The following is a 22,872-nucleotide window of genomic DNA, read 5'->3' as shown; positions in this document are numbered from 1 at the left end:
TCCGGCTCAGCTCGCGGTGAGCGCCCGCCAGCGGGTGTCGCGCGCGGAGGGGCGGCGGTGCAGGCGGGCATCGAGCAGGTCTCGCGCCTGGGCCAGCGCGCCGCTGCGGATCAGCGCCAGGATGTAGGTGTCCTCGATCACCTCGCGCTGGGCGTGGCTGCCGCCGATGCGGGGGAGATCGCCGATGACGGGCGCAAGCTCGCGCGCGCATCCGCGCCAATTGTCATCGGCGAACGCACGCAGTGCCCGCAACATGTGCGGCACGATGCGCCCGGCCGGCAGCCTGCCCTCGGCCTGCCGCCGCTCGATCGCGGCAAGGCGTCCCTTGAGCGCGGCGCTGTCATGCGTTGCTGCCGCGATCATCACCAGATGCATCTCGGCGAAGGCGAGGGTCGAACCCGTGAAGCGCGTGCTCGCATAGGCCGCCGTGTCGGCCCATGCGTTGGGCGGCACCGGTTGCTCGTCAGCCATCAGCCGCCACAGCAGCGAGGCGCAGTCGGACAGGGTGTTGAGCGGGGGCGCCGAGTCCATCGTCGGCACCAGCACGTCGGTATAGACCGCCCGCGCCTTGTCGGCATCGCCCCGGTCCAGCGCGCCGAGCGCCTGGTGCCAGCAGATATGGCCATGCAGCATTCCCGTGCGATCATAGTCGCCGATCCACCCCTCGACGAGCGCATCGGCCTCGTCCACCGCGCCTTCCTCGAACATCGCATGCAGCAGCGCATGCACGGCATAGGCGTTGTGCCGGCGCAGCGCGAAGCTGCGCTCGGTGACGGCGCGGCCCTTCGCCAACTCGCCGGCCTCGGTCAGGGCCCAGCCATGGTTGGACATGAACCACCAGTCCTCGCCATAATCAGCGGCGAAGCGGTCGCAGAGGTCGCGGCGGGCGGCATCGTGATCGGCGCGGCCGGAGAAGGCGAGCAGGCCGAAAGCGCCGAGCGGGAGCGCCATGATCATGGCGTCCCGCGGCCAGTTCGCCAGATGCGCCAGGGTCGATGTCAGAGCGTCAGTGCCGCGTCCTTCGATGGCGAGCACCAGGGTCGCGACATGGCTCTGCTCGCGCGGGGTGCCGCGCTTGGCAGCGAGGTCGCGGGCGCGCGCGATGGTCTGCAGCGCCGCCTCGCGCTGCATGTAGATCGCGTGGATGCGAGCACGCGCCGCGTGCGCCAGCGCGAACTCCGGATCGAGCATGATCGCCCGCTCGAACGCGTCAATGGCCCCGGGCCAGAATGCGAGCAGCAGATCCATGCCCTCGCGATAGGCTGCGGCCGCGTCAGTGGAGGCCGTCGACAGTGGCAGGCCGTAGCGATCCTCCTCCATCTTTAGCCCACCCGATGCCTGCGATCAGATATCAGGTATGAGCGAGGGCGCAGCCGGAGCACTTGATGCGCGTCTAGATGAAATGACGTAGTCATACGTCTGGCTACAGGCGTATCGATATCCATCTTCATCGAAGGCGTCCTAATCCACAGCAGCTAGTCAGTCTCGTCGAGAATAGGCGTAGCCTCCTCAACATCTTCCCGATTGAATTTTCTCAAAAAGAAGGAATCGTCTATTTCATAGATTTCCACGGGGCGACGACGAATTCCTACCTGATGCTTGATACAGAGGTCTAGCAGTCGCTTTCCATCGATCAGTGTTATCGGTGCCGCGCCGGGAAACAAGGCTCCTTCCTGTGCGCCCTTTGCAAAGCTGCCAAGACTGATAATGGTTCCTCGGATGGCTTTATGATAAGGTAGCGCTCCTCGGAGCTCATCAATCTTTGGCCGGACTATCGTCCCTTCCGTTCGCTTTACCTGCACAACTTCAGTAATCTCGGTGATGCCAAATTGTACGCGTGCAACAACGTCAACTCCCTTGTCGCCACTAAATTTCGTGACGCGGACATCCTCGTAGTCCATGGCATCAAGGAGCTCCTTGACGAAATGTTCAAATTGAACCGGCTCGAGCTGCATTAAACGAGTTCGAAATGCAGACAATTGCTCCTCGTTGTGTGCGTGGGCAGCTTCGGCTACTGTGGTTCGCTTGGGTGAAGGAGCCGCGATTGGAGCGCTGTCAACCGGCGCAGAAAACCCTTTCAGCCAGCGAAGGCCAAGATCGGTGATTGCATAGAAGTTGCCTTCTCGGGAGATTAGACCGCGCTCCACAGCTGCTATCAGTCGGCGTCTGAGAGTGTCTGCGAAGGTGTTTGGAGTTGAAAATTGGGATACAGCTTTGAGATAATCTGACCATGCCGGCAAAATGTCTCCGCGTTTGCAGGGTGAACGCTCGGCGACAAGCGATAGTAATTTTGGGATGCCTTCCGCAGCGTCCAATTCCTGGAAAAGCCCTTCGTTCTGGGCTAGGAACTTTCTTCCTCGCTCGCCCAATTTGTAGATCCCATGAATCTGATCCAGTAAATTCATGCGATTTATGAACAGGTAGCAACCATTCAGGTAGCGGGGATTCAATTCCTTATTGCTACCTTCCCATATCTTCCGGGCCAGAATTTCGAGGTCGCCAGTAAGGCGCTCGGCAATCCAGGAGTCTGGAGTTGACCAATCAACGGGGTTCTGGGGGCTGCCCATTTGCGCCGCGATTGCGCTGAGCATATCGCGCACCCGTTGGACAGGCTCACCTTCGAGCAGCCGAATCGCATGAGCGATTTCGGAAAAGGGCGGATAGAGGGGGGCCTGGACAATAGGTTCGGGCAACGACGGTTCGGTCATCGACATCACCAATCATAGCATCGATTGAGTTGGGATGCGGAGCATGCCACGTCGCCTCATCAATATCTATTGAGTATATCTTTTTCCTTTCGGTTGAAGCTGTTGTTCTACGGGCTCCTGTAAGAGTGCTAGCCCACCCGCGGCCTGCGGCCCTCGATCGGGTAGGCCGGATCGTTGTAGCCGGGCGTCGAGGCGTGACCGGTCACGACCAGCCGGTCGATCAGCGCCTCGTCGTCGGCGGCAAAGGGATAGTCGAGCGCGCGGATGTAGTCGTCCCATTGCGCCTCGGTGCGCGGACCCGCGATCACGGAGCTGATGAAGGCGGAGTTGAGCACCCAGGACACGGCGAACTGTCCCGGCGTGAAGCCCTTCGTCTCGGCGTGACGCTTGATCTCCTGCGCCAGCTTCAACGATTCGGGCCGCCACTCGGTCTGCATCATTCGCGTATCGTTGCGGCCGGCGCGGGTGTCCGTGTCCGGCGGTGCATCGGGGCTGTACTTTCCGGTGAGCACGCCGCGCGCCAGCGGGCTGTAGGGCACGACGCCGAGGCCGTAATAGCCGCAGGCCGGCAGGTGCTCGACCTCGGGCATCCGGTTCATCGCATTGTAGTACGGCTGGCTGACGACAGGACGGTCGATGCCGATGGCGTCGCAGAGATTGCAGATCTCGGCGAGCCGCCAGGCGCGGTAGTTGGAGACGCCGAAATAGCGGATCTTGCCGGCACGCATGAGATCGCCGATCGCGCGCACGGTTTCCTCGAGCGGCGTCGCGTGATCTTCCTTGTGCAGGTAGTAGATGTCGATGTGCCCGGTGCCGAGCCGCCGCAGGCTTTCGTCCGCGGCCTGCAGCACCCAGCGCCGCGACAGGCCGGCGCGGTTGGGATCGTCGCCCATCGGATTGGCGAGCTTGGTGGCGACGATCCAGCGGTCGCGCTCGCGCGCGATGGCGCGGCCGACCACCTCTTCCGAGACGCCTTTATTGTAGGCATCCGCGGTGTCGATGAAGTTGATGCCGGCGTCGCGCGCTTTGGCGATGATGCGGGCGGATGCCGGCTCGTCGGTGGGACCGCCGAACATCATCGTGCCCAGGCAGATCGGCGACACTTTCAGGCCGGAACGGCCGAGCTGGCGATAGTCCATTGATGCCTCATTCTTGCCACACGCGCGCATGGGTTTGATAGGACGATAAACCCATCAACGCGTCATTGCGAGCGCAGCGAAGCAATCCAGAGTCCTTTCCGCCACCCTGGATTGCTTCGTCGCTGCGCTCCTCGCAATGACGGCGGAGCGAGTGACCCCTATTCGCTCTTCAAGATCTTGAACACGCCCGAGGCCATCGCGATCACGCGAGGTCCGGCCGTGACCTCGGTGGTGATGAACACCAGGCTGCGGGTGATCCGCACCACATGCGGCCGCGACACCAGGGTCTCGCCGATCTTGCCGGACTCGACGAAATGCGTGTCGAACTGGATCGTCGCCATGTGCTCCTTGCCTGCGGCGTAGCGGGCCGTCATGCCGCAACTGCGGTCGGCCAGCGTCATGATCACGCCGCCCTGGACCAGGCCGCGGCGGTTGTGGTGCTTGTCCTCGGTGACGATGGCGTACTCGTGGACACCGCCGACGACCCGCTGCCACAGCGGGCCGATCAGATGCAGGAAACCGGAGGTGTCGACGATCTCCCAGCCGTCGGACGTCATCCTGGCCGCGGCCGATTTCGTCATCGCTGAAGACCCTTCCCGTTGTGGCCCGAGCCGGCCTGGAGGTCGTTTCATCTGTCGCCGGCCTGGTGTAGTCAAGCTGCATGCCGATGCCGTTCGACGATGCCACCAGGCGGAAAATCGCAAGCTGCTGCGCGGGCTTCGTGCGGCTGGAGGCGACTGCGGCGGCGGCCTCGCTGAAGCGCGCGGCGGTGGTGATCGCGCTGGCCCCCCACCACGAGACCGGCAACACGGCGCTGCTGCTCACTCTGCGTGCCGCAGGGCTGCGCAGCCATGGCGGGCAATGGGCGCTGCCGGGCGGACGCTGCGACGCCGGCGAAACGACGGTCGAGGCCGCCCTGCGCGAGCTCGCAGAGGAGCTCGGGCTGATCCTGGCGCCGGACGCGGTGCTGGGCCTGCTCGACGACTACCCGACACGGTCGGGCTATCTGATTACCCCGGTCGTGGTATGGGCGGGCGATGGCCGCACGCTGCGACCGAATCCGGACGAGGTCTCCTCGGTGCACCGGATCGGCCTGGATGCGATCACGGCGGACGACGCGTTCGACTTCACCGTGATCCCAGAGAGCACGCGGCGCGTGATCCGCTTTCACGCCCGCGAGGGCCTCATTCACGCGCCCACCGCAGCGCTGATCTATCAGTTCCGCGAGGTGCTGTCCGGCCGCGACACCCGGGTGCATGAGCTGGAACAGCCGGTGTTTGCCTGGAAGTAGCCGCCGTTTCGGCTACAAGGGCGGCATGCTTCATCAGCCGATTCGCACGCTTGTCCTGATTCTCGCCTGCGCCGTTTCGGGCGCGCCGCCTTTGCTCGCCGCGGAACCCGGCTCACCGGTTGCACCGCGCGATGCCTTGGCCCAGATGGCCTCGCCCGCCGCGATCGCGGAGTACCAACGCAGGCTCGCCGAATATCAGCAGGCGCGGGCGGTGTTCGACCAGGAGGCGGGCGCCTATTGGAAGGCGATCTCGGACAAGCGCCGCATCCGCAACGCCAAGCGTCGCGACCGCCAGCCGATCGGGCTCGACGACTATGTGCTGGAGCAGCCGCCGGTCTACACGGGGCCGAAGCGGCCGGTGAACCCCGAGCCGGAACCTGAGGGCGAGCCGCGCGAGCGCAAGTACATCCCCGTGGTCGCCGACCTCGTGAAGGCGGCACAGGAGCATTTCCAATGGTCGCCGCAGCGCCCTGCCAACGACATCGATTTCAAACGCGCCTATGCGCGCTTCGCCGCGGCGTCGGGACTGACGCGCGAGCAGGCGGTGCGCGTCTATGCCTTCGAGACCGGCGGCAACGGCAAGCACGACTCGCAATCGGGCTTCAAGGGCAACCGCGCGATCTCGACCGCGATCGGCTACAATCAGCTCTTGACCACCAACAGCGTCGAGCTGCTGGCCGAGCAGGGGCCGCTGTTCATCCGCCTGCTCGGCGAACGCGTGGCTCGGACGTCCGGCCCGGCACGCGGCGCGATGGAGCACAAACTCGCGGTCCTGAAGAAGATGGTCGCGATTGCGCGCTCCGTGCCGGACGACTGGTCGGCGCATGAGAAGATCGGCAACACGCCGCAAGGCTGGGCCATGCATGCGATGGTGCTCGACATCGACGTCGGGCCGATGCTGCAGACCCACAAGCTCTTGACCTCGGTGCTGTTCGCGCGCGCCAAGGGCTACATGAGGCCGCTTTCGGCCGCCGAGCTCGAGATGATGAATCTCACCGGTGACGGCACGGGCTTCGACATGGTGACGATGCCGCTCGAGATGCGCGATCAGGTTCCGACCGCCAACTTCTTCCAGCGCGGCGGCTACGAGCGCAATCCGGTCGCCGTTCGCCACAACACCGTGGCGAAGCTGCTTGCAGTGACGGATTCCAGGATGGACTCGCTCAGCAGCCTGCCCGGCGCCAAGGAACTGGCGGCCGCGTTCTGAGGCTGCGCTCGCTCGCCTTTACTCATCCGCGCCGAACGAGAAGCTGCCGTCGCCGTCGAGATAGGGGGCCGTCCGCATGTAGAGCTGACCGTTCTGGCCGACGAAGAACAGCGTGCCCTTCGGTACCTTCTTGGCGCCCTTGAGCAGCATGTCGGCGTTCTTGGTGCCCATCTTGTAGGCGAGCGTCCGGCCATCCTTGCCATAGGCGTAGCCCATGTCGGGCTTCAGCTCCCACGGCTCCGGTGGTGCCGCGCGCACCGCGCTGGTCAGTGCACCCAGCGCACCGAGGGCGATCAGGGCTTTCAGAACCAAGCTCTTCATGTCCTCCTCCAATCGATGTCGTCTCGAACAAATCACGAACGCTGACGCGACGTCAACGTCGCCCCGTCGCAATGCAGTGATCGTTGGGCGGATTTTCCATTCGCCGATCTCGCGATTATCCTGCAGCGTGGTTTAGAAACATAGGCCAAGAAAACAATTTGGGGATGATTCGGATGAGCCTTGTCACGAAGATCGGTTGGGTTGCGGCGTTGTCGCTGGTGACGTTGGCATCCGCCCGGGCCGACGACTTCAAGCTGTCCAACAACCAGCGCATCGCCTGCAGCCGCGGTCTCTCCGCCGGCAAGCTCAATACGGCCGTCTGCAAGTCCTACGCCTACCTCTTCAACGTGAAGACCTCGGAATATTTCCGCTGCCAGGTCTCACTGTCGCTGACCCGGGACAACAAGGAAGTCATCAACGTCCAGACCGACGGCGGCTGCACCAGGAAGCCGCGCGTGTTCGACACCGATTCCAAATATGAGTTCGACGCCACCGAGACCGAGCCGGCGAACACCAATTCCTTCTTCGGCAATGGCGGCTATTCGATCTGGGTGGCGGATACGACCCAGCAGAAGGTGCGCGGCTGCATGACGATCTCGTCCGGGCTCGGCTCGGACATCTCCAAGTGCCTCGACATGACGTTCCAGTGACCGGCGGCCTTGCGAGCGAGGCGGCCCGCTCCTCTGGGCTGCACCTGCGGTTCAAGCTGGTGGTGCTGTCAATGTAAGATTGAACGCGGGGCGCATCGGTCCCGGCCTCGCGCCGTGGGAGCGGGAGAGGCTGGTGCGCCAGTCTTTCGGATGGGTTGACCCCGCGCCCGCAGCCGTCCAATTTGCGGCAAAATCAATGGGAGGATCCATGCGCTTCTCGAAAATCTCTGGCACTGCAACCGGTTTCATTCTGGCAGCCGCCTGTCTGCTCGCGGCGCCAGCGGCGCAGGCCCAGAGCTTCATCAACGTGCTCACCGGCGGCACGTCGGGCGTCTACTATCCGCTCGGTGTCGCGATCGGGAAGATCTACGGCGACAAGATCCCCAATGTGAAAACCCAGGTGCAGGCGACCAAGGCCTCCGTCGAGAACCTGATCCTGCTGCAGCAGGGCCGCGGCGAGCTCGCCTTCGCGCTCGGCGACTCTTTGAAGGCCGCCTGGAACGGCGAGGAGGAGGCCGGTTTCAGGACCAAGCTGGACAAGCTGCGCACGATCGGCGCGATCTATCCGAACTACATCCAGATCGTCGCGACGGCCGAGTCCGGCATCAAGACGCTGGCGGATCTCAAGGGCAAGAGTCTGTCGGTCGGCGCGCCGAAGTCCGGCACCGAGCTCAACTCGCGCGCGATCCTCGCCGCCGCCGGCATGAGCTACAAGGATCTCGGCAAGGTGGAGTATCTGCCGTTCGCCGAATCGGTCGACCTGATGAAGAACCGGCAGCTCGGCGCCACCTTGCAGTCGGCTGGCCTTGGCGTCGCATCGTTGAAGGATCTGTCGACCTCGTCGCCGATCACCGTGGTGTCGGTGCCGAAGGAGGTCGTCGACAAGATCGGGCCCCCGTTCGTCGCGGCGACCATCCCGGCCAACACCTATACCGGCCAGGACAAGGACGTGCCGACCGCGGCCGTGATCAACTATCTCGTCACCAGCTCGGCGGTATCCGACGATCTCGCCTATCAGATGACCAAGCTGATCTTCGAGTCGCTGCCGGAGCTCGCCAATGCGCACGCCGCCGGCAAGGAGATCAAGCTGGAGACGGCGGCGCAGGACAGCCCGGTGCCGCTGCACCCCGGCGCGATCCGCTACTACAAGGAAAAGGGCATCCTGAAATAAGGACGCTGCTCGCCCGGCCTGCCTTGTAGGCCGGATCATTCGCAACCGGCTGCGTGGGAAACATTCCGCGCAGTCTTGTCGTTCAGGTGATTGCGGCCATGGTCAGCAGCGCCTGATGGGCGCGTTGGGGGGATCATGACGATCGAAGCCGTGAACATGGAAACGCCGGTCAAGGTCGAGTTCGACAATTTCGAGCACGGCTTTCCGGAAGGCTTCGGCCCCGGCCGCTGGGGCTATCTCGCCTACGGCATCGGGCTCGCCTTTGCGATATTCCAGCTCTACGTCGCCGCCTTCAACTATCTGCCGAGCCAGGTCGTGCGCGGCGTCCATGTCGGCTTCCTACTGCTGCTGACCTTCGGCCTGATCGGCAACTTCACCGCCAGGACCGACGCCGGGCGCATCGCGGGCTGGACCATCGGCGCCATCGGCTTCCTGTGCGGCCTCTATCAGTGGATTTTCTATGCCGACCTGATCGCGCGCGACGGCGATCCGACGCGCACCGATCTCGTGGTCGGAACCCTGCTGGCGGTACTGATCTTCGAGGGCACGCGCCGGCTGATGGGGCTCGCGCTGCCGCTGATGTGCGGCGCCTGCCTGTTGTACTGGTTCTTCGGCCAGTATCTGCCGGCGCCGCTCAACCATCGCGGCTATGATTTCGATCAGGTGATTACACACCTCTCCTTCGGCACCGAGGGCTTCTTCGGCGTGCCGATCTACGTCTCGGCGACCTACATCTTCCTGTTCATCCTGTTCGGCTCGTTCCTCGAGCATGCCGGCATGATCCAGCTGTTCACCGACGTCTCGCTCGGCCTGTTCGGTCGCACCCGCGGCGGTCCTGCCAAGGTCGCGGTGTTCGCCTCCGGCATGATGGGCACGATCTCTGGCTCGGGCGTCGCCAATGTCGTCACTGTCGGCCAGTTCACGATTCCGCTGATGATCCGGTTCGGCTACCGCCGCGCCTTTGCGGCCGGCGTCGAAGCCACCGCGTCGATGGGCGGACAGATCATGCCGCCCGTGATGGGCGCGGTCGCCTTCATCATGGCCGAAACCCTGGGCGTCGACTACTCGGTGATCGTCAAGGCGGCGGTCATTCCAGCCATTCTCTATTTCGCCTCGGCGTTCTGGATGGTGCATCTGGAGGCCGGCAAGCACGGCCTGACCGGCATGAAGCCGTCGGAGATCCCGAGCGCCTGGAAGGCGCTGGTGGCGCGCTGGTATCTCGTGCTGCCGCTCGCCGCGCTGGTCTACATGCTGTTCGAGGGTTTCACGCCGCTGTATGCGGGCTCGATGGGACTCGCGCTGACGGTGGCGCTGATCCTGGGCACCTCGATCACCATGGGCTTCTCCAACCAGGTGCTGCGCTACGTCTTCTGGATCGGGCTCGCGCTCGTCGTCGGCGCGCTGTCGCGCAACGGCCTGCAGATCATTCCCGTCGCCTCCGTCGTCGTTGCGCTCATCGTCATCACCGGCTTCGTGCGCGGCGGAATGGGCACCTTGCACGCCTGCCGCGATTCTCTGGCTGAAAGTGCGAAGTCGGCGCTGACCGTCGGCATGGCCTGCGCGATCGTCGGCGTCATCATCGGCATGATGACGCAGACCGGCGTCGGCTCGATCTTCGGAAGCTGGGTGATCGGCCTCGGCAAGACCAGCCTGTTCGCGGCGCTGATCATGACCATGCTGCTGTCGATCCTGCTCGGCACCGGCATCCCGACCATCCCGACCTACATCATCACCGCGGCACTGGCGGCCCCCGCGCTCGCCAAGCTGGGCGTGCCCCTGATCGCGAGCCACATGTTCGCGTTCTACTACGGCATCATGGCCGACCTTTCGCCGCCGGTCGCGCTGGCCGCGCTGGCGGCCGCCCCGATCGCCAAGGAAAATCCCGACAAGATCGGCTGGGAGGCGATGCGGATCGCGCTCGCCGGCTACGTCATTCCGTTCCTGTTCGTCTACTCGCCCGCGCTGATGCTGCAGCCGGGTGACCCGATGGAGACGCAACTCGGCTTCATCGGCGCGGTGGCGTATGCTTCCGTCAAGGCGCTGATCTCGATCGGCCTGTTCGGCATGGTGGCGATCGGCTTCCTGTACGTGCGCATGACCCTGGTCGAGCGCCTGCTGGCGTTTGTCGCGTCCGTCTGCCTACTCGGCGAATTTCCCTACAGTGACGTGCTGGGATTTGCCCTGGCGGTGGTGATCGTGGCGTGGCAGTGGCGGCAGCGGCCGCCGGCTGCCGTGGCGGCGTCCGCTTGAGCCTCTGCCTCGCCTCATCAGGTGTGGTGAAGGCGCTGACCCTCGCCGGCTTCACCTTGGCCTGGACCCACTCGGTCGAGAAGACCGCGTGGCAGGAGGACTGGCGCGTCACGTCTGACGGTCTCGAACTGGTGCAGGCGCGCGTCAAGGGCTCCGGCGCGGGCATGGAGCCGCCGCCGGAGGCGCGGCTGGTCGACGGCTGGTTCCAGTGGCAGACCCAGCGGGGGCCGCTGTCGCGGATCGTGCTCGCCAATTCCGGCGCGGCCGGCGAGTGGCGCATCTGCGCGGACGGGCAATGCCGGACGCTGTCGGACATCTTCGGCCATGACATCGGCGCAGCGACCATCACGATGAGCGCCTGTACCGAATAACGAATAAGCGACGGGAGAACACGATGGATCGTCTCAGGGGCAAGGTGGCGCTGGTGGTCGGTGCGGGCTCGATCGGGCCGGGCTGGGGCAACGGCAAGGCCACGGCCGTGACCTTTGCGCGGCAGGGCGCCAAGGTGTTCTGCGTCGACCGCAACAAGGACGCCGCCGCGGAGACCGCCTCGATCATTTCAGGCGAAGGCGGGCAGGCCGAGGCGTTCACCGCCGACGTCTCGAAGGCCGTCGAGGTCGAGGCGATGGTGAAGGCTTGCGTTGCCGCCTATGGCCGTATCGACGTGCTCGACAACAATGTCGGCATCGCCGAGATGGGCAGCGTCGTCGATGTCGAGGAGGCCGAGTGGGATCGCGTGTTCGCGGTCAACCTCAAGAGCGCCTATCTCGCCATGAAGCACGTCATTCCGGTGATGATCGGGCAGGGCGGCGGCTCCATCATCAACATCTCTTCTGTCGCCTCGATCCGCCAGGTCGGCATCTCCTATGTCAGCTATGGCGCCAGCAAGGCGGCGATGAACCAGATGACGCGCACGACCGCGGTCGAGTTCGCGCCGAAGCACGTCCGCGTCAATGCGATCCTGCCCGGGCTCATGAAGACGCCGATGGTCGAGCACTCAGCGGGGCTGGCCGCGAGCTACGCCAAGGGCGATGTCGAGGAGATGTGGCGCAAGCGTGATGCGCAGGTGCCGATGGGGCACATGGGCGACGCCTTCGACGTCGCCAATGCCGCCTTGTTCCTCGCCTCCGACGAGTCGCGCTATGTCACCGGCACCATGCTGGTGGTGGATGGCGGGCTGACCTGCCGGAGTTAGGTCTCGCCGCGCGCGTCATTGCGAGCAACGCGATGTGTCCGCCGTCGCTCGAAGAGCGAAGGCGGAAGTCTCCAGGAAGCCCTGGATTGCTTCGTCGCCTTCGGCTCCTCGCAATGACGCGTGTTACAGGGGAGATCAGCGCTGCGGCTATTGCGCCATCGCCAGCATGCCGCCTGCAATCGCATGCCACGTCGAGGTCATGCTGATCGGCCAGTTCAGGAGCTTCACGGCGATCAGCGCCAGCCCGCCATAGACGTAGACCGGGTGGACGCGTCCGAATGTGCGGCGGTCGTGGACGATCGCGACGACGAGCAGCAGGTAGGCGACGAAGGCCGGTGGGATCGTCACGAACACCGGCGGCGGGCCGAGCGGGCCGGGCGGCGCCAGGAATGTCAGGAACCAGCGCGCCACGGCGGCGTCGAGCAGCGAGATGCCGGCGAGCAGCATCAGCCGCTTGTGCGTTTCCGGCCGGCGCAGATGGACAACCGCGAGCGCAAAGACCACGGCGAAGAAGGCGATGCCGCTGAGGGGCACGATGGCAAAGGCGATGCCCTCGTTGGCCTGACCCATCGCCGCGGAGCGCTTCATCGCCTCGATGGCAACGAGGAAGCCAAAGATCGTCATCGCCGTGGCGAGCGATACGCCGAAGATGCCGAGCGAGCGGTGCCGCGCCGTGCGTCCGGATGCGGCAAGCCAGCTCTGCAGCGCGAAATACAGAGTCCAGGCGAAGAACAGGAAGCCGTGGAAATGAATCACGGGCGCGCCGGAGAATGAGCGGCGGGCCAGTGGCAGCCAGTAGGTCGGTGCGAAGCCGATGATCGCAATGGCCATGCAGGCCAGAGCCATGTTGAAATAGAAATAGCGCGCAGGGGACGCAACGACGCCGCGTGCGCGCGAATTGTCGGTCAGAATAGTCATGCGGTTGTGTCTGCGGGGACCGCAACAGGTTCAAATGGCGACCGAGGACGTCGCCGGGGTGCGCATCCACAACATCTTGAGGGAAATGCGCGGCACGATCACGCGCATTTCAGTCGGGGCCGCAATCCGCTCGCGAGCGTCCGTTCGCAAGGGTCGCCTTCTCCGGGAAAGGGACTGTCGCACCGCTGCTGCCGCTGTATAGTTGAAGTGCCGCGGCGGCGATTGCGCCCCCGCGCGCCGTGCCGGATCGCCCACGACCTGAGAGAGCCATCTGCCTTGACCGCTTCCGTCTCCTCGTGGGCTGCTGCCGATCGCCGGGATGGGGTGCTGCGCCTGGCCGCGCTGGTCACGCTCGGATGGCTGGTCTCGACCCAGGCCCATGCGGTCGGCGCGGCCGAGCCCGGCAAGGAGCCGGCGGTGGATGCCGGTGCCTGCATCGCGGCCTCGGAGGCGCACGATGGCGACAAGGTGCTCACCGAATGCGGCGCCGTGATCGACAATCCCAAGGCCGCGAGGGTCGATCGCATCAACGCACTGATCGCGCGCGCCTCGATCTTCATCACCAGGGGTGAGATCGATCGCGCCATCGCCGATTACGGCGTGACCTTGCAGCTCGACCCGACCCTCGCCAGCATCTTCAACGCGCGCGGCGAACTGCATCGCAAGAAGGGCGACCGTCCGAAGGCGCTGGCCGATTTCGCCGCGGCGCTGCGGCTCAATCCGGATCACGCCAGCGCCCGCAGCAACTACCACGCACTCGCTGTGGAGCTCGAGCGCCTGGGCGCGCAGATGGCCGTCGCGGGGCGGCCGAGCTTCAATTGCGCCACGGCGCGTCGCGCCGTGGAGAAGGCGATCTGCGCCGATCCGGAGCTCGCCAATCTCGATCGCGAGATCGACGGCGCGCAGGCCCGCGTCGTTCGCGAGGCGGCCGGCCCCGCCGCAGCCCGCGCCCTGCAGCGCGAGCAGGACGCGTTCATCGCGCGGCGCAACGCCGGCTTTGGCAAGCCCGGCTACGATCTCAAGAAGGCGATGGAGGACCGCCTGCGGCGGCTGAACGGCGTCGACGGCTATTAACCATCGGCGTGGCCGCTTGAACCGGGTTCCGGCCGGAGACGACAACGGGGGAGATCAGCGTCTCACCCGCAACAGTCGAAATTCGAGCCGAGTCCATGCCGATGCACGCTTTCATTCGTTCGATTTCATCCTGCTCATCCTACCTCGCGCTGGGTCTTGCAGCCGGTCTTGTCCTTGGCCTCGGGGCCCAGCCTGCATTCGCCGCGGACCCGGAATGCGCTTTGGGCAGCAAGGCGCCCCCGTCCGAGCTCATCACCGCCTGCTCGACCGCAATCGAGCAGGCATCGAGTTCGCCGAAGGATCAATCCATCGCCTTGGTTGCCCGCGCCGATGCCCGTGCGCGTATCTCGGGCGGCCTGACCCAGGCCCTGAAGGACCTCGACCGTGCCATCGCGCTCGACGGCAAGAATGCGCGCGCCTATCGGCTGCGTGGCGACCTGATGCGCGAAGCCGGTGGCGATGCCGGCAGGGCGGCGGCCGATCTGAGCATGGCGATCTCGCTCGATCCGAATGACGCCGAAGCCTATGAGCTGCGTGGCGTTGTCTATACCGAGCAGCGCCGTCTTGATCGCGCTCTGGCCGACTACGACCAGGCGATCCGGCTGAAGCCCGACTACGCGCAGGCCTTTGCCGACCGCGGCGTCGCCTTCTACCTGCGCGGCGACAACGAGAAGGCCGTGCGCGACTATGACGAGGCGATCCGGCTCGACCCGAAACGGCCGCGCACATTCACCAACCGTGCCGCGGCCTACAAGAAGCTCGGCCAGATGGACAAGGCGCTGGCCGATGACGATGAGGCGATCCGGCGCGATCCGAAGGTGTCGGAATATTACGACAATCGTGGCCTCACCTACGCCGCCATGAAGGAGTACGACAAGGCGATCGCCGATTATGATCAGGCGATCAGGATGGAGCAGCGGGCAAATTTCTTCACCAACCGCGGCGATTCCCATCAGTTCAAGGGCGAGCTCGGCGCGGCGCTCAGCGACTACGACGCCGCGCTGCGGCTCGATCCGAATTTCGCGCTCGCCTACAACAACCGGGCGGTGCTGTACAAGAAGATGGGCGAGCGCGCCAAGGCGCTGGCCGACTACGAGGCCGCGCTGCGGCTGGATCCCGGCAACGACAATGCCATCGCCGGCCGGCGCGTCATGCTGGCCGAGATCAAGAAGTTCGGCGCCGAGCCGCCGCGTCCGTTGAACGCGCCGTCAGAGCGAAGCGGTCCGTCGTTCGATTGCGCCACGGCCGCGCGCGAGGTCGAGAAGGTCATCTGCGCCGACCCGCAGCTCTCGGTGCTCGATCTCGGCATTTCCGAAAGCTATGCCCGGCGCTTGAAGTCCTCCCGCGGCCGCGCCGCTGCCGAGCTGCGCGGAACGCAGCGTGACTTCATCGCGGAGCGCAATGCCCGGTTCGGCAAGCCCGGCTACGACCTTCGTCTAGACCTGCAGCGTCGCCTGGATACCCTCCGCGATGGAGCGCATTGATCCGGCCCGGAAAATGGCGCGGACGTCCGGGCCTGCCTGATCTGGATCAATTCATGACGGCTTGAACTGTCGCTTTGTCCCGTGACAATACTCGGGAATAAACACAGATCTTGGGGAAACGTCATGAGCGCTGCGAGCCGCTATCACGAGGTCCATGCACGGTCGCTGCAGGACCCGGAAGGGTTCTGGGCCGAGGCCGCCCGCGCGATCGACTGGATCGAGCCGGCCAAGACCATCTTCGATCCCGCGATGGGCGCCTACGGCCGCTGGTTTGCGGGGGCCGTCGTCAATACCTGCTACAACGCGCTCGACCGCCACGTCGCCGCCGGCCGCGGCGATCAACTGGCGCTGATCCACGATTCGCCGCTCGCCAGCTCGGTCACGAAGCTCACCTATGCCGAGATGCTGAAGGAGGTGCAGACGCTCGCCGCGATCATGCAGGATTTCGGCGTCGGCAAGGGCGACCGCGTCATCCTGTATATGCCCATGGTGCCCGAGGCGATGGTCGCGATGCTGGCCTGCGCGCGCATCGGCGCGGTGCATTCGGTGGTGTTCGGCGGCTTCGCGGCCAAGGAGCTCGCGACCCGCATCGACGACGCCACGCCCAAGCTCGTGCTGTCGGCGAGCTGCGGCATCGAGCCCGGCCGCATCGTGCAATACAAGCCTCTGCTCGATCAGGCGATCGAGCTCGCCGACAACAGGCCCAAGGCCTGCATCGTCCTGCAGCGTCCCGAGCATGTCTGCGAGCTGAAGCCCGGCCGCGATTACGACTGGGCGGCGCTGCGCAAGTCTGCGCTCGCCAATGGCAAGCTGGCGCCGTGCGTGCCGGTGCTGGCGACCGATCCGCTCTACATCCTCTATACCTCCGGCACGACCGGCAAGCCGAAGGGCGTGGTGCGGGACAATGGCGGGCACCTCGTCGCGCTGAAATGGTCGATGGAGAATCTCTACGGCATCAAGCCGGGTGAGGTCTGGTGGTGCGCCTCCGACATCGGCTGGGTGGTTGGCCACAGCTACATCATCTACGGCCCGCTGATCCATGGCGCGACCTCGGTGATGTACGAGGGCAAGCCGGTCGGAACGCCCGATGCCGGCGCGTTCTGGCGCGTCATCAGCGATCATAAGGCGGTCGCTCTGTTTACCGCGCCCACGGCATTCCGCGCCATCCGCAAGGAGGATCCGGAAGGTACTTTCTTGCGCAAATACGATCTATCGCATTTCCGCACCCTGTTCCTGGCCGGCGAGCGCGCCGATCCGCCGACGGTGGAATGGGCCGAGCAGCAATTGAAGGTGCCGGTGATCGATCATTGGTGGCAGACCGAGACCGGCTGGTGCATCGCCGGCAATCCGGTCGGCCTTGGCCTGTTGCCCGTGAAGCACGGCTCGCCGACGGTGCCGATGCCGGGCTACCAGGTCGACATCGTCGACGAGGCCGCCAAGCCGGTGCCCGCCAACACCATGGGCTCGATCGTGATCAAGCTGCCAATGCCGCCCGGCTGCCTGCCGACCCTGTGGCAGCAGGAGGACCGCTTCAAGGAATCCTATCTCAGCGAATTCCCCGGCTACTACAAGACCTCAGACGCCGGCTACAAGGATGAGGACGGCTATGTCTTCGTGATGGGCCGCACCGACGACATCATCAATGTCGCCGGCCACAGGCTGTCGACCGGCGGCATGGAAGAGATATTGGCCTCGCATCCCGACGTCGCGGAATGCGCCGTGCTCGGCATCAAGGATGCGATCAAGGGCGAGGTGCCGTGCGGCTTCATCGTGCTCAAGGCCGGTGTCTCGCGCAGCCCGTCGCAGATCGAAAAGGAGATCGTGGCGCTGGTACGCGACAAGCTCGGACCGGTCGCTGCGTTCAAGCTCGCCATCACCGTCGGCCGGTTGCCGAAGACGCGCTCCGGCAAGATCCTGCGCGGCACGATCAAGAAGATCGCCGACGGCGAGCAATGGAGCATGCCGGCCACGATCGAGGATCCCAAGGTGCTCGAGGAAATCGGCGAGGCGCTGAAGAGCCGCGTCTGACACGACGCCGCTGAAAAGTGACTCGGGCTTGACCCGGGCGCCCATTCTCGTCAAGCAACGGCGTCAGACCAGCCCGATTGACGAGAATGGAACGTTCGATGCGACAGACCTCCGCCCGCCTGGCCCTGGTGCTGATGGCCGTATTTTCGCTCTCGGCCTGCGCCTCCCGCAACCAGGGTCCGGCGGTGGCGCTCGGCAATGACGATGATGATGCGGTCTGTCAGGCCGGTGGCAAGGTCGCGCCGGGCTCCGCCGAATATGTCGCCTGCCGCAAGGACCGCGACGTGCAGCGGCAGCGCGCCGAGGCACGCGCCGACCGCCGGCAGCGCGATCTCGGCGAATACATGATGAACCATCCCGACCGGCCCTGAGCGCCAGTGCAAGCGCCTCTCATGGCGCGTGACTTCGATGCAACAGTTGCGTGACATCGGCGCTGCAACAATGCCGATTGATTGAGATCAAATCCAAGCCCATGGCGTCCCTGCCACATCTGTGACCGCAAGGCGCGGCCGTGCCCGCGCAAATGTTGCTCAAGGGTGGCTATGGGGATCTCGATGAACAGGATGTTGAAACTCTCGTCGTCGCTGCTGGTGCTGGCGGCGATCTGCGGAGCCATGGGCTCGGCGCAAGCGGCCGACCTGCAGGCGGCGCCGGTCTACACCAAGGCGCCGGTGGTCGAGGCGTGGAATCCGTGGATGCTTCGTGTGCGCGCGCTCGGCGTGCTGCCGGATGCTGGCGGCTCCACCGTGAACGTGACCGGCGTGCCGGCGCTGTCGTCGCCGAACTCCGGCCTGTCGATCTCCAACTCGGTCGTGCCCGAGCTCGACATCAGCTACTTCTTCACCAAGAACATCGCGGCCGAGCTGATCCTCGGCGTCACCCGGCATTCCATCGGCGGCACCGGCTCGCTCGACGGTCTGAACATGGGCAAGGCATGGCTGCTGCCGCCGACGCTGACCCTGCAATATCATTTCACCGATTTCGGCGCGTTCAAGCCGTATGTCGGCGCGGGCGTGAACTACACGGTCTTCTTCAACCAGAGCGCCGCGAACCAGGTGTGGAACGGTCTTGCCGTCACCAACCTGCACATCTCCAACCAGTGGGGTGCCGCGGTCCAGTTCGGCTTCGACTACATGCTCGACAGGCACTGGGGCCTGAACGTCGACGTCAAGAAGCTGTGGCTGCAGCCGAACTACTCGGCGACCGTCAACGGCGCAATTCCGGTCACCGGCCGCGCCAACATCGATCCGTGGCTGGTCGGCGTCGGCGTCACCTACAAGTTCTGATTTTTTCAGTTCCTCCCAAGACTGTCATGGCGCCGGCATTCCCGGCGCCATTTTTTTTTGGACTGTTTGCGGGTCGCGAAGCTCGGGCTCGGGCCTGTAAAACAGGTGTCGTCCCGGTCCTGAGCCGGGACCCATACGCCGCAGCGGGAGTGAGGAAAGACGCGCTGAGCTACAGCCAGCTTGGGCCGTCACGCAATCCTGTGGTTATGGGTCCCTGCGTTCGCAGGGACGACACCGATGGTGGGGCAGTCGCGCGTGAATTGACCCGAGGACAGGAGGTGCCCGTCCTACTCCTCCTCGTCGTCCTGCTTCTTGCCGCCGATGGTCTTGAGCTTGGCGAACACGGCGTCGACGTTGAGATCGTCCTCATCGCGGCCCGCCGGCTCGTACTCGTCCTTGCGCGTGGTCTCGGAGGCCGGGAGCAGGGTGGCGCCGCTGTAATTGGCGTCGAGCGGCTTTTCCTTGGCGGCACGCTGGACCTCGAAGTCGAGCTCGATCTGCGAGCACAGGCCGAGCGTCACCGGATCCATCGGCGTCAGTGTCTGCGCGTTCCAATGGGTGCGGTCGCGCACGCTGGCGATCGTGGTCTTGGTGGTGCCGACCAGGCGCATGATCTGGGCGTCCTTGAGCTCGGGATGGTTCCGCACCAGCCAGAGAATGGCGCTCGGGCGCTCGTGGCGGCGCGACACCGGGGTGTAGCGGGGGCCCTTGCGCTTGGGCTGCGGCGGCAGCACCACCTTGCTCTCCTGCAGTCGGAGCCGGTAATTCGGGTCGCGCTCGGCCTTCTCGATCTCCTCGCGGGTGAGCTGCCCGGTCGAGATCGGATCCATGCCCTTGATGCCCTGGGCGGCGTCCCCGTCGGCAATGGCGCGCACCTCCAGCGGGTGCATCTTGGTGAAATCGGCGACCTGGTCGAAGGTCAAGGCGGTATTGTCGACCAGCCACACGGCAGTTGCCTTCGGCATCAGCGGGGCGTTGCTCATGGCAAATCTCCTTTGTGCTCCGCCCCGGCCCTGGAGGCGAAACCTGCGGTCATCGGCGATGACGGGAATTGGCCCTATATAAGCCGTCCCGGGGGCAGGGCGCAATGGCCTGGAGAAAACGGCCTTGACAGCGCTCGAAAGCAGTCCCAAGTCCTACCCAAACGAGTGTCAGACCCAAGTTCTTCGCGTATCGACCGCCCCCGCTTGCCGGCCCGGGGGTCCGTGGTCGCCGAAACCAGCCCGCATAGATCAGCTCAGACCAGCCCCATGGCAGCCAAACCAGACCTCAAAATCGTGCTTTGCTCGCCGCGCGGCTTCTGCGCCGGCGTGGTGCGCGCCATCGACACCGTGGAACGGGCGCTCGCCATCTATGGCGCCCCGGTCTATGTCCGCCACGAGATCGTGCACAACAAATACGTCGTCGACAGCCTGAAGACCAAGGGCGCCATCTTCGTCGAGGAACTGGCGGAGATTCCCGACAGTACCAACGCACCGGTGGTGTTCTCGGCCCATGGCGTGCCGAAATCGGTTCCGGCCGAGGCCCAGGCACGCAACTTCTTCTCCCTGGACGCGACCTGCCCGCTGGTGACCAAGGTCCACCGCGAGGCGGCGATCCACTTCAAGCGCGGCCGCGAGATCCTGCTGATCGGCCATTCGCACCATCCGGAGGTGGTCGGCACCGTCGGCCAGCTTCCGGCCGGCGCCGTGACGCTGATCGAGACCGCCGAGGACGCGGCGACCTTCACTCCGAAAGACCCCAACAACCTCGCTTTCGTCACCCAGACCACGCTGTCGATCGACGACACCAAGGATATCGTCGCGATCCTCAAGGGCCGTTTCCCGAACATCTCGGGCCCGCACAAGGAAGACATCTGTTACGCCACCACCAACCGCCAGCTGGCGGTCAAGAAGGTGGCCCCGGTGGTCGATGCGCTGATCGTGGTCGGTGCGCCGAACTCGTCGAACTCGCAGCGCCTGCGCGAGGTCGCCGAGCGCGAGGGCTGCCCGATTGCCGTGCTGGCGCAGCGCGCCTCGGACATCGACTGGGCGCGCTTCGAGGGCATCAAGAGCCTCGGCATCACAGCCGGCGCCTCGGCGCCGGAGGTGATCGTCGAGGAGATCATGGGCGCTTTTGCCGAGCGCTACGTGCTCCATGTCGAGACGGTCTCTGCGGCGGAAGAGAACGAATTCTTCCCGCTGCCGCGCTCGCTCCGGCCGGAAGCGGCAGCCGAGTAAGTCGGCCGCTTCTTTTCCGCCCCCGGCGGCCTCTCGGCCTTGAACGTGGCGCCCGCATGCGCGATGAAGGGCGCTACGGGCCTGTTCGGTGACGAAGTTCGCATCGGAGAGGCGGGGGCAGGCGAACTTCGATAACTGGGATAGCGCATGGCGGTCTATACCGACGTCGCCGCCGACGAGCTTGCGGATTTCCTCAAGACCTACGACATCGGCGAGCTGCTCTCTTACAAGGGCATCGCCGAAGGGGTCGAAAACTCCAACTTCCTGCTCCACACCACCAAGGGCTCCTTCATCCTCACGCTGTACGAGAAGCGCGTGGCGGTGGATGACCTGCCGTATTTTCTGGGGCTGATGGCCCACCTCGCCGAGCGCGGCGTGAGCTGTCCGCAGCCCGCCCGCAACCGCGACGGGGCGGTGTATTCGAGCCTGTCCGGCCGGCCCGCGGCGATCATCAACTTCCTGGAAGGCATGTGGCCGCGCAAGCCGAACGTCACCCACTGCGCCGGCGTCGGCGCGGCGCTGGCGCAGATGCATCTGGCCGGACGCGACTTCCCGCTGGTGCGCAAGAATCCGCTCTCGGTCGCCGGCTGGCGGTCGTTGTTCGCGCAGGCCGCCGACCGCGCCGACACGGTGCAGGCCGGCCTCTCCGCGCTGCTCTCCGCCGAGCTCGATCATCTCGGGCGCTCCTGGCCGACGCATCTGCCGGAAGGCGTCATCCATGCCGACCTGTTTCCGGACAACGTGTTCTTCCTCGGCGACAAGCTCTCGGGGCTGATCGACTTCCCGTTCTCCTGCAACGACATTCTGGCGTATGACGTCGCGATCTGCCTCAACGCCTGGTGCTTCGAGGCCGATCATTCGCTGAACGTCACCAAGGCGCGCGCCTTCTTCAACGCCTATGGCCGCGTCCGGCCGCTGTCGGACGCCGAGCTGGAGGCGCTGCCGCTGCTGGCGCGCGGCGCCGCGATCCGCTTCCTGCTGACGCGGCTGGTGGACTGGCTCAACGTGCCGGCGGGGGCGCTGGTCAGGCCCAAGGACCCGCTCGAATATGTCCGCAAGCTGCGCTTCCACCAGGCGGTGACCAGCGTGCGCGACTACGGCATCGGCGGAGCATTGGCGTGAGCGAGCATCCGGTCGTCAGCATCTACACCGATGGCGCCTGCTCGGGGAATCCGGGGCCGGGCGGCTGGGGCGCGATCCTGCGCTTCGGCGACAAGGAAAAAGAGCTCAAGGGCGGCGAGCCGCACACGACCAACAACCGCATGGAGCTGATGGCCGCGATCTCGGCGCTGGAGGCGCTGAAGAAGTCGTGTCAGGTCGAGCTCTACACTGACAGCCAATATGTCCGGCAGGGCATCACCGGATGGATCCACGGCTGGAAGCGCAACGGCTGGAAGACCGCCGACAAGAAGCCGGTCAAGAACGCCGAGCTGTGGCAGCGGCTCGACGCGGCGCTGAAGCCGCACAAGGTCAACTGGCACTGGGTCAAGGGCCATGCCGGGCACGCCGAGAACGAGCGCGCCGATCAGCTCGCCCGCGACGGCGTGGCGATGGCCAGGATGCAGAAGAACGTGCGGAGTTAGCCATACCGCCATTTGAGCGTCCGGCGGACCAAGAGAGTCGCAACGATCAGTATGAGTTCTGCGCCCCAGAACCAGCGTCCTGCGCCCGTGAAGCCCATGTGCTCACGGGCCATGTACATCGCCAATCCGAGTACGATCAGCGCCATGACGCTGCCGATCCAGTAGAGCGGGTCGCGGGCCAAGCCGCTCGCCCAATGCTCTGCCGCATCCTCGTGAGCGCGGCGCATGCGCCATAGGCAAAATACGGCCAAGGCGCAGGTGATCAGGATTGTTGTCATACGACCTCCGAGCCTGCTCCTGTCTCTCCCTAGCGACAGAACGTTTCAGATACTCTTCTCGGTTCGGCAA

23 protein-coding genes are annotated in these 22,872 nt (G+C 65.1%); 15 read left to right on the top strand and 8 right to left on the bottom strand.

The features are described 5' to 3' along the window. Window positions 1-6 precede the first annotated feature (6 nt). From QW887_RS33725 to QW887_RS33710, 4 genes are all read right to left on the bottom strand, one after another. The gene (locus QW887_RS33725) at window positions 7-1,320 is read right to left on the bottom strand and encodes a tetratricopeptide repeat protein (RefSeq protein ID WP_316185470.1); all 1,314 of its coding nucleotides are present in this window, start codon (window positions 1,318-1,320) and stop codon (window positions 7-9) included. A 155-nt stretch (window positions 1,321-1,475) separates the two neighbouring features. Further along, a complete protein-coding gene (locus tag QW887_RS33720; protein WP_315716318.1) occupies window positions 1,476-2,714 on the bottom strand; it encodes a restriction endonuclease in 1,239 nt (412 codons plus the stop codon). Window positions 2,715-2,836: 122 nt separating this feature from the next. Then, the gene (locus QW887_RS33715) at window positions 2,837-3,847 is read right to left on the bottom strand and encodes an aldo/keto reductase (protein WP_315751408.1); all 1,011 of its coding nucleotides are present in this window, start codon (window positions 3,845-3,847) and stop codon (window positions 2,837-2,839) included. A gap of 158 nt (window positions 3,848-4,005) precedes the next feature. After that, window positions 4,006-4,428, bottom strand: coding sequence for a PaaI family thioesterase (locus tag QW887_RS33710; RefSeq protein WP_315716316.1), 423 nt, complete (start codon window positions 4,426-4,428; stop codon window positions 4,006-4,008). An 80-nt stretch (window positions 4,429-4,508) separates the two neighbouring features. On the opposite strand from QW887_RS33710, the gene QW887_RS33705 reads away from it, so the two are divergent. Together QW887_RS33705 and QW887_RS33700 are read left to right on the top strand one after the other, a co-directional pair. Beyond that, window positions 4,509-5,138, top strand: a complete 630-nt coding sequence (locus QW887_RS33705; RefSeq protein WP_315751410.1) for a CoA pyrophosphatase — start codon at window positions 4,509-4,511, stop codon at window positions 5,136-5,138. Window positions 5,139-5,163: 25 nt separating this feature from the next. Further along, on the top strand, window positions 5,164-6,345 hold the full coding sequence (locus tag QW887_RS33700; RefSeq protein WP_316175753.1) for a hypothetical protein: 1,182 nt from the start codon (window positions 5,164-5,166) through the stop codon (window positions 6,343-6,345). A gap of 18 nt (window positions 6,346-6,363) precedes the next feature. On the opposite strand, the gene QW887_RS33695 is transcribed toward QW887_RS33700, so the two are convergent. Beyond that, window positions 6,364-6,666: a hypothetical protein gene (locus tag QW887_RS33695; RefSeq protein ID WP_315716313.1), complete on the bottom strand. Its 303-nt coding sequence runs from the start codon at window positions 6,664-6,666 to the stop codon at window positions 6,364-6,366. A gap of 173 nt (window positions 6,667-6,839) precedes the next feature. On the opposite strand from QW887_RS33695, the gene QW887_RS33690 reads away from it, so the two are divergent. The 5 genes from QW887_RS33690 (at window position 6,840) to QW887_RS33670 (ending at window position 11,932) form a co-directional block, all read left to right on the top strand. Continuing rightward, the gene (locus QW887_RS33690; RefSeq protein ID WP_315716312.1) at window positions 6,840-7,316 is read left to right on the top strand and encodes a hypothetical protein; all 477 of its coding nucleotides are present in this window, start codon (window positions 6,840-6,842) and stop codon (window positions 7,314-7,316) included. 208 nt (window positions 7,317-7,524) lie between these two features. After that, window positions 7,525-8,487, top strand: a complete 963-nt coding sequence (locus tag QW887_RS33685; protein WP_316196106.1) for a TAXI family TRAP transporter solute-binding subunit — start codon at window positions 7,525-7,527, stop codon at window positions 8,485-8,487. 156 nt (window positions 8,488-8,643) lie between these two features. Beyond that, window positions 8,644-10,737: a TRAP transporter permease gene (locus QW887_RS33680; RefSeq protein WP_316175754.1), complete on the top strand. Its 2,094-nt coding sequence runs from the start codon at window positions 8,644-8,646 to the stop codon at window positions 10,735-10,737. Beyond that, window positions 10,734-11,108, top strand: coding sequence for a DUF1850 domain-containing protein (locus QW887_RS33675; RefSeq protein WP_315716310.1), 375 nt, complete (start codon window positions 10,734-10,736; stop codon window positions 11,106-11,108). Before QW887_RS33680 ends, QW887_RS33675 begins: the two co-directional genes overlap by 4 nt. 23 nt (window positions 11,109-11,131) lie before the next feature. Further along, window positions 11,132-11,932, top strand: a complete 801-nt coding sequence (locus QW887_RS33670) for an SDR family oxidoreductase (protein ID WP_315716309.1) — start codon at window positions 11,132-11,134, stop codon at window positions 11,930-11,932. A 147-nt stretch (window positions 11,933-12,079) separates the two neighbouring features. Here the strand turns inward: QW887_RS33670 and QW887_RS33665 are convergent, their stop codons facing one another. Then, window positions 12,080-12,850: a hypothetical protein gene (locus tag QW887_RS33665; protein WP_316175709.1), complete on the bottom strand. Its 771-nt coding sequence runs from the start codon at window positions 12,848-12,850 to the stop codon at window positions 12,080-12,082. Between the two features lie 324 nt (window positions 12,851-13,174). Here QW887_RS33665 and QW887_RS33660 point away from each other — a divergent pair, with 324 nt between their 5' ends. The 5 genes from QW887_RS33660 to QW887_RS33640 all read left to right on the top strand — a co-directional run bounded on the left by QW887_RS33660 (window position 13,175) and on the right by QW887_RS33640 (window position 18,722). Next, entirely contained in the window at window positions 13,175-13,924 is a 750-nt protein-coding gene (locus QW887_RS33660) for a tetratricopeptide repeat protein (protein WP_315716460.1), read from the top strand. 101 nt (window positions 13,925-14,025) lie between these two features. Continuing rightward, window positions 14,026-15,408: a tetratricopeptide repeat protein gene (locus tag QW887_RS33655; RefSeq protein ID WP_410052221.1), complete on the top strand. Its 1,383-nt coding sequence runs from the start codon at window positions 14,026-14,028 to the stop codon at window positions 15,406-15,408. A 123-nt stretch (window positions 15,409-15,531) separates the two neighbouring features. Beyond that, window positions 15,532-17,436, top strand: a complete 1,905-nt coding sequence (locus QW887_RS33650) for a propionyl-CoA synthetase (protein ID WP_315716306.1) — start codon at window positions 15,532-15,534, stop codon at window positions 17,434-17,436. Between the two features lie 98 nt (window positions 17,437-17,534). Continuing rightward, on the top strand, window positions 17,535-17,807 hold the full coding sequence (locus QW887_RS33645) for a hypothetical protein (protein ID WP_315716305.1): 273 nt from the start codon (window positions 17,535-17,537) through the stop codon (window positions 17,805-17,807). Window positions 17,808-17,990: 183 nt separating this feature from the next. Beyond that, window positions 17,991-18,722, top strand: a complete 732-nt coding sequence (locus QW887_RS33640; protein ID WP_315751420.1) for an OmpW family protein — start codon at window positions 17,991-17,993, stop codon at window positions 18,720-18,722. 287 nt (window positions 18,723-19,009) lie between these two features. Here QW887_RS33640 and QW887_RS33635 read toward each other — a convergent pair whose 3' ends face one another. Then, entirely contained in the window at window positions 19,010-19,705 is a 696-nt protein-coding gene (locus QW887_RS33635) for a DUF1013 domain-containing protein (RefSeq protein ID WP_315716303.1), read from the bottom strand. A gap of 267 nt (window positions 19,706-19,972) precedes the next feature. Here QW887_RS33635 and ispH point away from each other — a divergent pair, with 267 nt between their 5' ends. The 3 genes from ispH to rnhA all read left to right on the top strand — a co-directional run bounded on the left by ispH (window position 19,973) and on the right by rnhA (window position 22,524). After that, window positions 19,973-20,941 (top strand): 4-hydroxy-3-methylbut-2-enyl diphosphate reductase, encoded by a 969-nt coding sequence (ispH, locus tag QW887_RS33630; protein ID WP_315716301.1) that lies wholly within the window; start codon window positions 19,973-19,975, stop codon window positions 20,939-20,941. 147 nt (window positions 20,942-21,088) lie between these two features. Further along, complete coding sequence (locus QW887_RS33625; protein ID WP_316187838.1) at window positions 21,089-22,063, top strand: homoserine kinase; 975 nt, start codon at window positions 21,089-21,091, stop codon at window positions 22,061-22,063. Continuing rightward, window positions 22,060-22,524 carry a ribonuclease HI gene (rnhA, locus tag QW887_RS33620; RefSeq protein ID WP_315716299.1) on the top strand — a complete coding sequence of 155 codons (465 nt, stop codon included), beginning with the start codon at window positions 22,060-22,062 and terminating at the stop codon, window positions 22,522-22,524. Before QW887_RS33625 ends, rnhA begins: the two co-directional genes overlap by 4 nt. Here the strand turns inward: rnhA and QW887_RS33615 are convergent. Then, window positions 22,521-22,802, bottom strand: a complete 282-nt coding sequence (locus QW887_RS33615; RefSeq protein WP_316187837.1) for a hypothetical protein — start codon at window positions 22,800-22,802, stop codon at window positions 22,521-22,523. The genes rnhA and QW887_RS33615 overlap by 4 nt on opposite strands. Window positions 22,803-22,872 lie beyond the last annotated feature (70 nt).

The sequence above is a fragment of the Bradyrhizobium sp. SZCCHNRI3052 genome, assembly GCF_032484895.1.
Taxonomy (GTDB): domain Bacteria; phylum Pseudomonadota; class Alphaproteobacteria; order Rhizobiales; family Xanthobacteraceae; genus Bradyrhizobium.
The sequence above is the reverse complement of the archived record's forward strand: the minus strand, read 5'-3'. Positions and strand labels throughout refer to the sequence as shown.

Coding starts and splice junctions, on each gene's coding strand:
- QW887_RS33725 (WP_316185470.1), bottom strand. CDS start 1,320: ATGGAGGAGGATCGCTACGGCCTGCCACTGTCGACGGCCTCCACTGAC.
- QW887_RS33720 (WP_315716318.1), bottom strand. CDS start 2,714: ATGTCGATGACCGAACCGTCGTTGCCCGAACCTATTGTCCAGGCCCCC.
- QW887_RS33715 (WP_315751408.1), bottom strand. CDS start 3,847: ATGGACTATCGCCAGCTCGGCCGTTCCGGCCTGAAAGTGTCGCCGATC.
- QW887_RS33710 (WP_315716316.1), bottom strand. CDS start 4,428: ATGACGAAATCGGCCGCGGCCAGGATGACGTCCGACGGCTGGGAGATC.
- QW887_RS33705 (WP_315751410.1), top strand. CDS start 4,509: ATGCCGATGCCGTTCGACGATGCCACCAGGCGGAAAATCGCAAGCTGC.
- QW887_RS33700 (WP_316175753.1), top strand. CDS start 5,164: ATGCTTCATCAGCCGATTCGCACGCTTGTCCTGATTCTCGCCTGCGCC.
- QW887_RS33695 (WP_315716313.1), bottom strand. CDS start 6,666: ATGAAGAGCTTGGTTCTGAAAGCCCTGATCGCCCTCGGTGCGCTGGGT.
- QW887_RS33690 (WP_315716312.1), top strand. CDS start 6,840: ATGAGCCTTGTCACGAAGATCGGTTGGGTTGCGGCGTTGTCGCTGGTG.
- QW887_RS33685 (WP_316196106.1), top strand. CDS start 7,525: ATGCGCTTCTCGAAAATCTCTGGCACTGCAACCGGTTTCATTCTGGCA.
- QW887_RS33680 (WP_316175754.1), top strand. CDS start 8,644: ATGGAAACGCCGGTCAAGGTCGAGTTCGACAATTTCGAGCACGGCTTT.
- QW887_RS33670 (WP_315716309.1), top strand. CDS start 11,132: ATGGATCGTCTCAGGGGCAAGGTGGCGCTGGTGGTCGGTGCGGGCTCG.
- QW887_RS33665 (WP_316175709.1), bottom strand. CDS start 12,850: ATGACTATTCTGACCGACAATTCGCGCGCACGCGGCGTCGTTGCGTCC.
- QW887_RS33655 (WP_410052221.1), top strand. CDS start 14,026: ATGCACGCTTTCATTCGTTCGATTTCATCCTGCTCATCCTACCTCGCG.
- QW887_RS33650 (WP_315716306.1), top strand. CDS start 15,532: ATGAGCGCTGCGAGCCGCTATCACGAGGTCCATGCACGGTCGCTGCAG.
- QW887_RS33645 (WP_315716305.1), top strand. CDS start 17,535: ATGCGACAGACCTCCGCCCGCCTGGCCCTGGTGCTGATGGCCGTATTT.
- QW887_RS33640 (WP_315751420.1), top strand. CDS start 17,991: ATGAACAGGATGTTGAAACTCTCGTCGTCGCTGCTGGTGCTGGCGGCG.
- QW887_RS33635 (WP_315716303.1), bottom strand. CDS start 19,705: ATGAGCAACGCCCCGCTGATGCCGAAGGCAACTGCCGTGTGGCTGGTC.
- ispH (WP_315716301.1), top strand. CDS start 19,973: ATGGCAGCCAAACCAGACCTCAAAATCGTGCTTTGCTCGCCGCGCGGC.
- QW887_RS33625 (WP_316187838.1), top strand. CDS start 21,089: ATGGCGGTCTATACCGACGTCGCCGCCGACGAGCTTGCGGATTTCCTC.
- QW887_RS33615 (WP_316187837.1), bottom strand. CDS start 22,802: ATGACAACAATCCTGATCACCTGCGCCTTGGCCGTATTTTGCCTATGG.